The 14,320-nt window shown below is 42.0% G+C and carries 7 protein-coding genes and 2 pseudogenes; 7 read left to right on the forward strand and 2 right to left on the reverse strand.

The genetic code is table 11. From position 1 onward, the window contains the following. Positions 1 to 293: 293 nt before the first annotated feature. The 4 genes and pseudogenes from QFZ31_RS33275 (at position 294) to QFZ31_RS33290 (ending at position 6,376) form a co-directional block, all read left to right on the forward strand. Positions 294 to 2,960: a hypothetical protein gene (locus QFZ31_RS33275; protein WP_307312422.1), complete on the forward strand. Its 2,667-nt coding sequence runs from the start codon at positions 294 to 296 to the stop codon at positions 2,958 to 2,960. Between the two features lie 464 nt (positions 2,961 to 3,424). Beyond that, positions 3,425 to 3,727 carry a hypothetical protein gene (locus tag QFZ31_RS33280; protein WP_307312424.1) on the forward strand — a complete coding sequence of 101 codons (303 nt, stop codon included), beginning with the start codon at positions 3,425 to 3,427 and terminating at the stop codon, positions 3,725 to 3,727. Between the two features lie 326 nt (positions 3,728 to 4,053). Further along, positions 4,054 to 4,143, forward strand: a pseudogene (locus QFZ31_RS33285) (collagen-like protein); the annotation flags it as partial. Positions 4,144 to 4,807: 664 nt separating this feature from the next. Next, positions 4,808 to 6,376 carry an exosporium glycoprotein BclB-related protein gene (locus QFZ31_RS33290; RefSeq protein ID WP_407074844.1) on the forward strand — a complete coding sequence of 523 codons (1,569 nt, stop codon included), beginning with the start codon at positions 4,808 to 4,810 and terminating at the stop codon, positions 6,374 to 6,376. 222 nt (positions 6,377 to 6,598) lie between these two features. Here the strand turns inward: QFZ31_RS33290 and QFZ31_RS33295 are convergent, their stop codons facing one another. After that, positions 6,599 to 7,690 (reverse strand): glycosyltransferase family 2 protein, encoded by a 1,092-nt coding sequence (locus QFZ31_RS33295; RefSeq protein WP_307312428.1) that lies wholly within the window; start codon positions 7,688 to 7,690, stop codon positions 6,599 to 6,601. Positions 7,691 to 8,201: 511 nt separating this feature from the next. Between QFZ31_RS33295 and QFZ31_RS33300 the strand changes: the two genes are divergently transcribed. The 3 genes from QFZ31_RS33300 to QFZ31_RS33310 all read left to right on the forward strand — a co-directional run bounded on the left by QFZ31_RS33300 (position 8,202) and on the right by QFZ31_RS33310 (position 11,870). Continuing rightward, the gene (locus QFZ31_RS33300) at positions 8,202 to 8,684 is read left to right on the forward strand and encodes a hypothetical protein (protein ID WP_307312431.1); all 483 of its coding nucleotides are present in this window, start codon (positions 8,202 to 8,204) and stop codon (positions 8,682 to 8,684) included. Beyond that, positions 8,672 to 10,495, forward strand: coding sequence for a BclA C-terminal domain-containing protein (locus QFZ31_RS33305; RefSeq protein WP_307312433.1), 1,824 nt, complete (start codon positions 8,672 to 8,674; stop codon positions 10,493 to 10,495). Before QFZ31_RS33300 ends, QFZ31_RS33305 begins: the two co-directional genes overlap by 13 nt. Before the next feature lie 304 nt (positions 10,496 to 10,799). Next, on the forward strand, positions 10,800 to 11,870 hold the full coding sequence (locus QFZ31_RS33310) for a glycosyltransferase family 2 protein (RefSeq protein ID WP_307312436.1): 1,071 nt from the start codon (positions 10,800 to 10,802) through the stop codon (positions 11,868 to 11,870). Positions 11,871 to 12,735: 865 nt separating this feature from the next. Here the strand turns inward: QFZ31_RS33310 and QFZ31_RS33315 are convergent. After that, a pseudogene (locus tag QFZ31_RS33315) lies at positions 12,736 to 13,948 on the reverse strand (tyrosine-type recombinase/integrase). Positions 13,949 to 14,320: the final 372 nt, after the last annotated feature.

Consider the following 14,320-nt stretch of genomic DNA (forward strand, 5'->3'; position numbering starts at 1 on the left):
ATCTTTGAATATGTAGTAGCTTACGAATCTTCATCAGAATAGATAGATAATGTACTGGTACCCGATTTTTTGAAGGTGACTGAATTTAAAACATATATCTTACGAAATTGCTCTTTGGGTGATCTTTAGTTTAATTGTACCGGCCCACCCTTATTTTCCCATTAATATGATACTGAGTGTTATAAACAAGTGAAAATATTGAAATCAAATTTAAAAAATTTAGGGAACTTGTCCATTCCGAATAAATTTCCCATCATATAATACCGTAACTCTGATTAAAGGAGGTGGAAAAATTGAGTAATGATAAAAAATGTAAAGATTGCGGGCACAAAACATGTCAATGTAATCGAAAAAAATGTAAAGATTGCGGGCATAAAACATGTCAATGCGAATCTAAAGTAAAGCAAAAAGTCGTGGTCAAGGTAAACGCACCTGCTGGAGCAGCTGGAGCAACGGGACCTTCAGGAGCAACAGGACCTTCAGGAGCAACAGGATCTTCAGGGGCAACAGGACCTTCAGGAGCAACAGGACCTTCAGGAGCAACAGGACCTGCTGGAGCAACAGGACCTGCTGGAGCAACAGGACCTGCTGGAGCAACAGGACCTTCAGGAGCAACAGGACCTGCTGGAGCAACAGGACCTGCTGGAGCAACAGGAGCAACGGGACCTGCTGGAGCAACGGGACCTGCTGGAGCAACAGGAGCAACGGGACCTGCTGGAGCAACAGGACCTGCTGGAGCAACAGGAGCAACGGGACTTGATGGAGCAACAGGAGCAACAGGACCTACTGGAGACACGGGAGCCACAGGAGCCACAGGAGCCACAGGACCTGCTGGAGCAACAGGACCTGCTGGAGCAACAGGACCTGCTGGAGCAACAGGACCTTCTGGAGCAACAGGAGCAACGGGACTTGATGGAGCAACAGGAGCAACGGGACCTGCTGGAGCAACAGGAGCGACAGGACCTGCTGGAGCTACAGGAGCAACAGGACCTTCAGGAGCAACAGGACCTTCAGGAGCAACAGGACCTGCTGGAGCAACAGGAGCAACGGGACCTGCTGGAGCAACGGGACCTGCTGGAGCAACAGGACCTGCTGGAGCAACAGGAGCAACGGGACTTGATGGAGCAACAGGAGCAACAGGACCTACTGGAGACACGGGAGCCACAGGAGCCACAGGAGCCACAGGACCTGCTGGAGCAACAGGACCTGCTGGAGCAACAGGACCTGCTGGAGCAACAGGACCTTCTGGAGCAACAGGAGCAACGGGACTTGATGGAGCAACAGGAGCAACGGGACCTGCTGGAGCAACAGGAGCGACAGGACCTGCTGGAGCTACAGGAGCAACAGGACCTTCAGGAGCAACAGGACCTTCAGGAGCAACAGGACCTGCTGGAGCAACAGGAGCAACGGGACCTGCTGGAGCAACGGGACCTGCTGGAGCAACAGGACCTGCTGGAGCAACAGGACCTTCTGGAGCAACAGGAGCAACGGGACCTGCTGGAGCAACAGGAGCAACGGGACCTGCTGGGGCAACAGGAGCAACGGGACCTGCTGGAGCAACAGGACCTTCTGGAGCAACAGGACCTGCTGGAGCAACGGGACCTGCTGGAGCAACGGGACCTGCTGGAGCAACGGGACCTTCAGGAGCAACAGGAGCAACGGGACTTGATGGAGCAACCGGAGCAACAGGACCTTCAGGAGCAACAGGAGCAACGGGACTTGATGGAGCAACAGGAGCAACGGGACCTGCTGGAGCAACAGGAGCCACAGGACCTTCAGGAGCAACAGGAGCAACAGGACTTGATGGAGCAACAGGAGCAACAGGACCTGCTGGAGCCACAGGAGCAACGGGACCTGCTGGAGCAACAGGAGCAACGGGACTTGATGGAGCCACAGGAGCCACAGGACCTGCTGGAGACACGGGAGCCACAGGAGCCACAGGACCTACTGGACCTACCGGAGACACGGGAGCCACAGGAGCCACAGGAGCCACAGGAGCCATTGGACCTACTGGACCTATTGGAGCCACAGGAGCCACAGGACCTACTGGACCATTATCAGTAAATCTTATTTATGTAGCAAATTTTAATGATAATACTGTTTCTGTAATTGATGGTGTAACAAATGCAGTCATTGCTACTATTCCAGTTGGAATCAATCCAGCAGGGGTAGATGTCAATCCGATAACCGACCGAATTTATGTAGCAAATAGGGGTAGTGATGACGTATCAGTGATTGAAGGAGTAACCAATACGGTGTTTGCTATCGTTCCAGTCGGGGATGAACCAGGTGACGCAGGGGTCAATATAGCTACCAATGCCATTTATACGGCAAATTTTAATTCATCGGACTTAACTGAAGATGTTACCGTGATTAGCGGATTGACCAATACGGTGATTGATACCATTATAATCCCAGGGCTCAATTTAGCAACGGGGATAGGCGCCAATCCATTGACTAACCTTATTTATGTAGCCAATTTCAATTTTGATAGCGTTTCTGTAATTGATGGGGTAACCAATACAATAATTGCTTCCATTCCAGTCCAAGTTAATCCATTCAGAATAGGTGTCAATCCAGACACTAACCGAATTTATGTATCAAATTTCACCAGTAATACTGTTTCCGTAATTGATGGAGTAACCAATACGGTGATTGCCACCGTACCGGTCGGGACTACTCCAGGAGAAGTGGGAGTTAATCCATCTACGAACGCTATTTACGTACCAAATCGAGACTCGAATGATGTTTCCGTGATAAATGGATTAACGAATACGGTGATTGCTACTATTCCGGTCGGCAATAATCCAAATGGAGTAGGGGTCAATTCGATAACCAATCGTATTTATGTAACAAATCAGGACGATAATACCGTTTCCGTAATTGATGGAGTAACCAATACGGTGATTGCTACCATTCCTGTAGGAGCTCGTCCGTTTTCAGTAGGAGTCAATCCTTAAGGGGAATTTCCTTCTGTGGTTCTTTTATAAATGATAAAAAGCCATATTTGCACAAGAACAACTAATCTATAACTCTGCTTGAAAATATGATTGTTTCAGTAATATTAAGGGTCCTTCCAGTAATTTTAACAAAAATATACACTAAGCAATTTCAACACAATAAAACGCTGATTTTACTACTCTAAGGGGTGTATCCGGTTCCAAAAACATGGATTTTTGAGACGAATAATTGTTAACATAAAATGTGCGTGCTACTTCTATATAAAGCAGAGAATAGGTAGTACTATCATTCTTGTCAAAACAGCAGATGTGTTTATATGCTTATTCTTGTATGTCTATTATTTTGTAACACTCTCAGACATATCGATTATAGTTATAATCATATATCGATACAACTCAAGTATACATGTAACTTATTTATTTATTTTCCCCTATATCTATATAAAAAAGGGAGGTAATTCTATATGATCAATGGTGAATTATTAGATGAATTGATCAATCTTGTTGAGGATGCTGGAGGTTTTATTTTTATCCAGGTAGGTACACCAGCTGAACGTCCTAAATCTCAAATGATTGGTAACTTGTTTATTGATATGACAACACGTATTATCTATCGGTTTAATGGACAAATTTGGGAGCCATTACTGAGTTCATCTGATGTGACTGATCCTTCTGTATCTAAAAAAGTCACTGAATCGTCTGAAACTGTCAAAGCTACAAAACCTGAAGATTCTTCCCCAATTGTTCGGGCAAACAGCCCTTTTTAATTTTATATAATTGAATTGAACTTTATAAATAACTTCATCGTTGCTTAAAAAAATAATGATTTTAGTAAATTTATGAGACGAACATCAAAATCAAAGGAAACGAATTAACTACTATCTGCAGATTACAATCAGAATTCACCCCAACATGTCTGTTTAGAAATATTGGGCATTTAATTGTTTAAAACGACCAACTTTTTCTCTTACATTTTTGATATTTCTCATTACTCGTTTAAGAGTTTACTAACAGTGTCATTAATAGCAACCTCTCAAAAATAAAAATACAGATGATTAATATACCGGTTAAATAATAATTCCTCCTTTAGTAAACGTCTGCGGCAGCAGTTACCATTCAGACTTTGGCAGGAGGCACACAAACAAACGTAAACGCTTCTATTGTCATTAAAAAATTAAATTAGTTTCGAATGGATATGAAACTCTCACAAACTCAAAGTGAAGTTGTAAAGCAGTTTCCGAGCTTTCGATCAAACCGGCCGGATGAAAGGGAAGGAAATATTCGGCAGAAATTACCTTGGTCTCACAGGGCTCTAATGGAGAATTCAACAATCTGCAGATTCAAACAACTGGGGAGCCCTATGACTAAGGAACTTTTAGAATTAAAATCGTAATAATTGTTAAATCTCCTGCATTAGGGAGATTTTTTTTATATTCGAATATGTAGTTGCAGCATAGGAATCTTCATCCGAATAGATAATGTACATGTTTTCCGGAGTATTTAAAGGTGACTGAATTGAAAACATATCTCATACGAAATTGTTCTGGGGTGATCTTTAATTTAGGCTTTTTATCGGCCAATTCTTATTTCCTATTAATTTGATATCGAGTGTTATTAAAAAAAGTGAAAATATTGAAATCAAATTTAAAAAATTTAGGGAACTTGTCCATTCCAAATAAATTTCCCATCATATAATACCGTATCTCTTATTAATGGAGGTGGAAAAATTGAGTAATGATAAAAAATGTAAAGATTGCGGGCACAAAACATGTCAATGTAATCGAAAAAAATGTAAAGATTGCGGGCATAAAACATGTCAATGCGAATCTAAAGTAAAGCAAAAAGTCGTGGTCAAGGTAAACGCACCTGCTGGAGCAGCTGGAGCAACGGGACCTTCAGGAGCAACAGGACCTTCAGGAGCAACGGGACCTTCAGGAGCAACAGGACCTTCAGGAGCAACAGGACCTTCAGGAGCAACAGGACCTTCAGGAGCAACAGGACCTTCAGGAGCAACAGGACCTTCAGGAGCAACAGGACCTTCAGGAGCAACAGGACCTGCTGGAGCAACAGGACCTGCTGGAGCAACAGGACCTGCTGGAGCAACGGGACCTGCTGGAGCAACAGGACCTGCTGGAGCAACAGGACCTGCTGGAGCAACAGGACCTGCTGGAGCAACAGGAGCAACAGGACTTGATGGAGCAACAGGAGCAACGGGACCTGCTGGAGCAACAGGAGCAACGGGACTTGATGGAGCAACAGGACCTTCAGGAGCAACAGGAGCAACGGGACTTGATGGAGCAACAGGACCTTCAGGAGCAACAGGAGCAACAGGACTTGATGGAGCAACAGGAGCAACGGGACCTGCTGGAGCAACAGGAGCAACGGGACCTGCTGGAGCAACAGGAGCAACGGGACCTGCAGGAGCAACAGGAGCAACGGGACCTGCAGGAGCAACAGGAGCAACGGGACCTGCTGGAGCAACAGGAGCAACGGGACTTGATGGAGCAACAGGAGCAACGGGACCTTCAGGAGCAACCGGAGCAACAGGACCTGCAGGAGCAACAGGAGCAACGGGACTTGATGGAGCAACAGGAGCAACGGGACCTGCTGGAGCAACAGGAGCAACGGGACCTGCTGGAGCAACAGGACCTGCTGGAGCAACAGGACCTGCTGGAGCAACGGGACTTGATGGAGCAACCGGAGCAACAGGACCTTCAGGAGCAACAGGAGCAACGGGACTTGATGGAGCAACAGGAGCAACGGGACCGTCAGGAGCAACAGGAGCAACAGGACCTGCTGGAGCAACCGGAGCAACAGGACCTTCAGGAGCAACAGGAGCAACGGGACCTGCTGGAGCAACAGGAGCAACGGGACCTGCTGGGGCAACAGGAGCGACTGGAACTCCTGGAGCTGGTGCTATAATTGCATATGCGTCAGGTACTCCTGTTGCACTTACGAGTGTTTTAGGAGGATTACTTGATACTGGGGCTCTTATTGGATTCGGAAGTTCTTTTGATGGTGTTACTATTGGTGGAGGAACAATTACTCTGAGCCCTGGTATCGGAGGCGTTCTTGACTTCGCATTCGTGGTTCCTCGTGCCGGAACTGTATCATCAATATCTGCATTCTTTAGTACGACAGTGGCAGCAATTATAGGTACACCTGTTACCGTAAGAGCAGAATTATATACGGCACCTGCAGCTAGCAATACCTTTTCTCCATCAGGCGCCTTTGTACTTTTATCACCAGCTTTAGGACCTATAATTAACCTTTTAGACGTTTCTACTGGTACTGCTGCAACGGCACTCCCGGTTGTTACAGGGGATAAATTATTAATGGTTTTCTCTATAGATACTGCAGTTTCTGTTCTCACATCTCTTGTAGGTTTTGCAAGCGCAGGTATTGTAATCGATTAATTTAATTTTGTTAAAAATCTCAAATTCAAAACTCAGTTCTGTTTAACAAAAAGGATAAAAAAACGGGAAGGATTATTTAAGTAAACCTTCTCGTTTTTATGTGTATTCAGTTTGAGTTTGAGAAATTATTAGTAAAAATCTCACCTCCCAAAATGATTAATACAGATCAGCATATTTTCATACAAAGGAGAATAGAAACGTTTTTATAAAAAATCCTAATTATTACACGTCATAATTTTTAAAATAATTTTTAAAAAACTTTTCATTTGTCTTCACACTTGAGTCATTCGGTCGATATACTTTGGCCCTATTATTATGTTCTTCAGCTAGTTTTTGCTCTCCTGTTTCCCAATAACATACACATAACTGAAGATGTGGATACCATGTTGAATATGCCTCTTGCCTAAACCCAGGGTTATTAACTGCCTCTTTTTCAAGAGCTAGGCGGTACCATACAATGGCTTTGTTGAATTCTTTGTTTTCTTTATATAAGTCCCCTAATCGACATGAAGCTTCAGGTCGTGGTACATCATAAATAAATGACATCACAAGTGATTCTTTTTCTTTTATTAAATTACCAAGGTTTCTATAACACTCCGCCATGTTTATACAGGCACGGATTTCATCTTCAATCCATCCTTTTTTTGTATCTAAGAAATTGTGATAAAACTTTATAGCTTTCTGAAAATCGGCATGGTCTTTTAATTCATTTGCATAATAATATAAATCCCTCGGTGAAAAGTCTTCTCCATTTTTTAGACGATTTTCATAAATAAGAATGTTTCGGTCACTTTGAACAGATTTAGTTTTATCCGATTTTCGATGAGTAATAGCTATATCAGCTGTATAAATATTACCGCTAACTTCTAAATATTCATGTACAAGACCAATCCATTTGAATTTTTTCTCTCTTCTTACTAAACGGTTTCTCCTATAACTAAAGGTTGGTTGGCCGTATTCATCGAAAGCGATATTGTAAATCATAGAAACCGCATCAATTGAAGCATTTAGATTTTTCTTTAGTATTTTAAATTTTTGATGATCTTCTTTTAGTAAAATATCATCTGCATCTAACCATAAAATATAGTCCTTTGTAGCATGACTAAAAGCAAAGTTTCTTGCAGCTGAAAAATTATCAATCCATTCAAAATCAAAAATCTTTTCTGTGAAATTCTTTGCTATATCCTTAGTCTTATCCATTGAACCTGTATCAACAATAATTATTTCATCACAAATTTCCTTTACACTACTTAAACATTGATGCAAAACCTCTTCTTCATTTTTCACAATCATACAAAGAGTAATTGTACACATAGCCATCACCACTCAAAATATCATTTATTTCTAATATATGGTATCTCGAAGTATTTGGTAACAATAATTATTGTCAACCAGATTTGAATCCGTTTTTCTCCTCATCTAAACAATCTTTAGATCCGAACAACTGGGGAGCCATATGACTAATGAACTTTTAGAAATAATAACGTATTAATTATTAAATCTCCTGGATAGGGAGATTTTTTTTATCTTTGAATATGTAATAGCTTACGAATCTTCATCAGAATAGATAGATAATGTACTGGTACCCGAGTTTTTGAAGGTGACTGAATTTAAAACATATATCTTACGAAATTGCTCTTTGGGTGATCTTTAGTTTAATTGTACCGGCCCACCCTTATTTTCCCATTAATATGATACTGAGTGTTATAAACAAGTGAAAATATTGAAATCAAATTTAAAAAATTTAGGGAACTTGTCCATTCCGAATAAATTTCCCATCATATAATACCGTAACTCTGATTAAAGGAGGTGGGAAAATTGAGTAATGATAAAAAATGTAATGATTGCGGGCACAAAACATGTCAATGCAATCAAAAATGTAAAGATTGTGGGCACAAAACATGTCAATGCAATCGAAAAAAATGTAAAGATTGCGGGCACAAAACATGTCAATGCAATCGAAAAAAATGTAAAGATTGCGGGCACAAAACATGTCAATGCGATCGAAAAAAATGTAATGATTGTGAGCACAAAACATGTCAATGCAATCGAAAAAAATGTAAAGATTGCGGGCACAAAACATGTCAATGCAATCGAAAAAAATGTAAAGATTGCGGGCACAAAACATGTCAATGCGATCGAAAAAAATGTAATGATTGTGAGCACAAAACATGTCAATGCAATCGAAAAAAATGTAAAGATTGCGGGCACAAAACATGTCAATGCAATCAAAAAAAATGTAATGATTGTGAGCACAAAACATGTCAATGCAAATCTAAAGTCGAGCAAAAAGTCGTGGTCAAGGTAAACGCACCTGCTGGAGCTACAGGTGCAACAGGACCTTCTGGAGCAACAGGACCTGCTGGAGCTACAGGACCTTCTGGAGCTGCAGGAGCAACAGGACCTTCAGGACCTTCTGGAGCTACAGGAGCTACAGGACCTTCTGGAGCCGCAGGAGCAACGGGACCTTCAGGAGCAACGGGACCTTCAGGAGCAACGGGACCTTCAGGAGCTACAGGAGCAACAGGACCTGCTGGAGCTACAGGAGCAACAGGACCTTCAGGAGCAACAGGACCTTCAGGAGCAACAGGACCTGCTGGAGCAACAGGACCTGCTGGAGCAACAGGAGCAACAGGACCTTCAGGAGCAACAGGAGCAACAGGAGCAACAGGAGCAACAGGACCTTCAGGAGCAACAGGAGCAACGGGACCTTCAGGAGCAACAGGACCTTCAGGAGCAACAGGAGCAACGGGACCTTCAGGAGCTACAGGAGCTACAGGAGCAACGGGACCTTCAGGAGTAACAGGAGCAACAGGAGCAACAGGACCTGCTGGAGATACAGGAGCAACAGGGCCTGCTGGAGCTACAGGAGCAACGGGACCTTCAGGAGCAACAGGACCTTCAGGAGCTACAGGAGCAACGGGACCTTCAGGAGCAACAGGAGCAACAGGAGCAACAGGACCTTCAGGAGCAACAGGAGCAACGGGACCTTCAGGAGCTACAGGAGCAACGGGACCTTCAGGAGCAACAGGAGCAACGGGACCTTCAGGAGCAACAGGAGCAACAGGAGCAACAGGACCTGCTGGAGCTACAGGAGCAACAGGGCCTGCTGGAGCTGCAGGAGCAACAGGACCTTCAGGAGCAACAGGACCTGCTGGAGCAACAGGAGCAACAGGACCTGCTGGAGCAACAGGAGCAACGGGACCTTCAGGAGCAACAGGAGCAACGGGACCTTCAGGAGCAACAGGAGCAACAGGAGCAACAGGACCTGCTGGAGATACAGGAGCAACAGGGCCTGCTGGAGCTGCAGGAGCAACAGGACCTTCAGGAGCAACAGGAGCAACGGGACCTTCAGGAGCAACAGGAGCAACGGGACCTTCAGGAGCAACAGGAGCAACAGGAGCAACAGGACCTGCTGGAGATACAGGAGCAACAGGGCCTGCTGGAGCTGCAGGAGCAACAGGACCTTCAGGAGCAACAGGACCTGCTGGAGCAACAGGACCTGCTGGAGCTACAGGAGCAACGGGACCTTCAGGAGCAACAGGAGCAACGGGACCTTCAGGAGCAACAGGAGCAACAGGAGCAACAGGACCTGCTGGAGATACAGGAGCAACAGGGCCTGCTGGAGCTGCAGGAGCAACAGGACCTTCAGGAGCAACAGGACCTGCTGGAGCAACAGGAGCAACAGGAGCAACGGGAGCAGCAGGTGGATTATCCCAATACGGTTATATTTACAATCTCAGTGCTCAGGTTGTGCCTATAGAGGCTGATGTTATTTTTGATTCAAATGGAATAATTACACCTGGAATTACGCATGCGCCTGGAACCTCTCAAATTTTAGTTACCACTCCTGGAGACTACGAGGTTACTTTCTCCGTGTCAGGTGTAGAACCAAACCAATTCTCACTATTTTTAAATGGTGCCCCTGTTGCAGGAACCGTCTATGGTTCAGGGGCTGGAACTCAGCAAAACAACGGTCAGGCTATAATCGCCATATCAGCTGGAGATGTTCTTACCCTTCGAAATCATAGTTCTGCTGCAGCAGTTATCCTTCAAACTTTAGCTGGAGGCACACAAACAAACGTAAACGCTTCTATTGTCCTTAAAAAATTGAATTAGTTTTGAATGATTAGGAACCCTCATAAAATCAGTGCGAATTTGTACTAAGCTTTCACTAGGTTCCAGGCGGATAGGTAGGAACATTTGGAGAAAAAACTTGTGGTTCACAGGGCAATAAAGGAATTCAAAACTTTGTATATCCAACAACTTTCAATTAATCGCCCCTCAATTTTATGTACAGCATGATATTGAGGGCGTAATTGATTTTTTTATATAACCAATTACCAAGAGTGTACACACCATACATTGTCTTTTTACGTAACTTAAAAATAGGAAAATCGTGGGTTAAAGGAGCTAATTAAACATGATTACAATTAGTCTTTGCATGATTGTAAAAAATGAAGAGGACACTATTGCAAGATGTCTTGATTCGGTAAAAGACCTTGTAGATGAAATCATTATAGTAGACACAGGTTCAACAGATAAAACGAAAGAAATTGTATCTCAATATACGGATCATATTCTCGACTTCCAATGGATTGAAGACTTTGCTGCAGCCCGTAATTTCGCTTTTAAAAACGCCAAAATGGATTACATTTTTTGGTTAGATGCGGATGATGTTTTAATGGAAGATGATTGCAAAAAATTTTCAAAGTTGAAGGAGACACTTGACACTACTATTGATTCAGTCACCATGCATTATAATCTGAACATTGATGAAAAAGGAAAAGTCATTACGAGCCTGCGGCGTAATCGCCTTGTAAAAAGGAAAAATAACTTCCAATGGTATGGGGCAGTACACGAGTACTTGGAAGTTTGGGGAAATATTCTACACAGCGAGGTTGCTGTTACCCATTGTAGTATACATCACCACTCTGACCGTAATCTCCTTATCTATGAAAACCGTCTAAAACACGGTGAACAATTCTCTCCCAGAGACTTATTTTACTATGCAAACGAACTGCTTGAACACGATAAGCTTGAGGATGCTATCAAGTACTATAAACAATTTTTAGCAACAAATAATGGATGGGTAGAAGATTACATTTCTGCATGTGGCAGGCTTGCCGATTGTTATAATGCAATAGGTGATCATGAAAACGAGCTTCATTATATATTAAAATCTTTTGAATACGACTCACCTCGAGCTGATTTTTGCTGCAGATTAGGGTACAGGTTCCTTCATAATAATCACCCCTATCAAGCTCTTTTTTGGTACAAACTGGCTACCCAACTCGAAAAGCCCACTGACAATTTGGGGATGATTAACCATGCTTGCTGGACTTGGCTTCCGCATTTACAATTATGCGTGTGTTACTCACAAATAGGGAACCATGCACTAGCCTATACACATAACGAGATCGCCCGTCAATACCTTCCTGATCATCCAAGTATTCTTCATAATAAGCATTATTTAGAACATCTATTACAATAAAGTCGGTTCCGTTTTTAATAAACAAAAGACAATTTGGGGATGATTAACCATGCTTGCTGGACTTGGCTTCCGCGTTTTCTTGGCAAAATAAAAGAAGCTGCAGCAGTGGCGGATTACCAATGGCTTATGTTTTACTCCTTGTGTTTATTATGTTTGCTATGTATGATGCCTATAAATTTGCGGAAGGGGAAAATCCCCGCTTATCGTTTTTTCCATTTGCCTTTGGAGCGTATTTTGTCACAATAGGTCTCATGTCGCCAAATCATTTTAGGAATATCATTTGGTCCTATTTGGCTTCCAATGTTGTCTTTAATTCCTGGATTAGGAATTGGATTTTTTATTCTTTATATATTAATTAAAATAGCTTCTAACCCAAACTATAGTAAAAGACATTCATAGTATCAAAAAGGAAATAGCGCAAGTCGCCTTTAGAAAATCGATCCAAGCATAAATTTATCTATAATTTTTAGTATAAAATGAATCGTTAATGGTTGCTACGGCGACCCTTTTTTAGTATAAAAGGAAAGATTGTGAAGTAATGCACTTAACCTATAGGGCGCTTGAGTTGAAGAAGGATTGTCTGCTGAAGAGGAAAAGCCCCAATCAATTGAGAAGGGCTTTATATATACTTAGTAGTCCTCTTTTGTCCTCCTATTTGTCCTCCAATGCTTTATATCGTATTTAAAACATTTAAGTCAAACTATTTTGAAATGTTGATTTAAAGCCTTTTTTATACACCATTTCTTTCTATTAAATATGAAAATGAATGGGCGGCATGATGTAATAACACCCCCAAACCCTTGATATGACTGGGCTTTGGAGTAAGATGAGAGTGGAATGCTAACATTTTGCTAACATTGAGGAATTAACGGAGGCTTCTCATAAGTTCAGCGAACTTTTGGGAGGCTTCTTTTTTCATTTCTTGGGTTACGTGCAGATACACATTTTTCGTTATTTGATCATCGGTATGACCAAGCCTGTCCATGATTTGTTCAAGTGAAATTCCAGCTTCTGCAAGAAGCGAGGTATGCGTATGGCGTAAGGAATGTGGTGTTAAATCAGGATTTATTCCTGAAATTCTAAGTAGCCTTGCCATTCTGTTTTGAATGGTTTTAATGACAATGGGATAACCATATTGCCGTTCCATCTTGGCAAAGATAAAGTTCTTATTATTATAAATATTCCCAAGCCGTTCGATAACTTTCTCCTGAACTTTTTTATGTACCATCAATTCATGAATCACCTCATCATCTACAATGATTTTTCGTCGTGATTTTCTCGTCTTTGGTGTGACTAGCTGATATTCCAGCGTATTATTATTAGGATTGTAATAAGTTTTGGTAATGCTGATAGTGTGGTTTTTAAAATCTATATCCTTCCACTTGAGAGCAACTAATTCTCCCACCCTAATTCCCGTATAGGCTAAAATCAAAAAAACTAAGTAATCATGTTCAAGGCCATTGGCTTTGGCTATTTCTAAAAATAAGGCAAGCTCTTCTTTTTCAAGATACTTAGGAACTTCCTCTTCTTCCAACTGTTCAATCGTTTTCTTATCCTTTTTCACATAAGCGAATTCAGTCGGGTCCTTCTTTATTAACTCTAGTTCCAAAGCTTTTCGAAAAATCATCCTCCCTGTTCGATGAATTCCTTCCCTTGTGCTATCAGAATAACCTTGGTTCTTTAAATCGTTTAGAGCGTCCTGATACATCTTTCTTGTAATATCCTTTAACTTTAATTTGGCAAAGTAGGGCAACAACTTTCCGATTTCATGAAGGCGCACTCGAATCGTTCCGGGCTTTACATCTTTAGAATCACTGTAGATAGGAAGCCACTCAATTGCAAAGTCTTTAAACATTTTTTCTCTTTCCTCTAAATATATTCCTTGGTTTAAATTCGTGAAATAAAGTGGCAGCAGCTTCTTCAGCTTCCTGCTTAGTATTAAAGCCGCTTTTTACCTTTTGCTTTCTTTTGCCGGTAACTGGATCTAATCCAATATCAACGGTGAAAGCCCACTTAGACCCACAAGTGCATTTTTTCTTATTGCACTTGCATCCTCTTCTGTAAAAATGTCCTTTCATTAGTATCCTCACTTTCCTAAAAATATTTTGTTGCTAAAAGTCCATTATTACCAAAGATAAGATTAAAAATTCATAACATTAATTTAAGATACATTGGGAGGAGATTATATAAAAAAGGGGAACAAGTAGATGATCCTTTTGAATTGAGTGTTTGGGGGCACTATTCTATTACGTAGTAGAGTAAATACTGCGTAATAAAAAAGAATGCACTTAAGCTCCCTCAGTTAGATTCGATTATCTCTCAAATACTCACTTATTCGCAGGATTTCAAATAACTTGGATTACATCAGGGGACTGATGAAAAGAGTTTTAAGCATTTTGGCTACATGAAGGCATACCTAAATAAAGGAGGTAGTGATATCTCCACTATTT

The organism is Neobacillus niacini, assembly GCF_030817595.1.
Taxonomy (GTDB): domain Bacteria; phylum Bacillota; class Bacilli; order Bacillales; family Cytobacillaceae; genus Neobacillus; species Neobacillus niacini_G.

What these genes read in the sequence shown, in the direction of transcription:
- QFZ31_RS33295 (WP_307312428.1), bottom strand. Translation starts at nt 7,690, where the DNA reads ATGTGTACAATTACTCTTTGTATGATTGTGAAAAATGAAGAAGAGGTT.
- QFZ31_RS33280 (WP_307312424.1), top strand. Translation starts at nt 3,425, where the DNA reads ATGATCAATGGTGAATTATTAGATGAATTGATCAATCTTGTTGAGGAT.
- QFZ31_RS33300 (WP_307312431.1), top strand. Translation starts at nt 8,202, where the DNA reads ATGATAAAAAATGTAATGATTGCGGGCACAAAACATGTCAATGCAATC.
- QFZ31_RS33310 (WP_307312436.1), top strand. Translation starts at nt 10,800, where the DNA reads ATGATTACAATTAGTCTTTGCATGATTGTAAAAAATGAAGAGGACACT.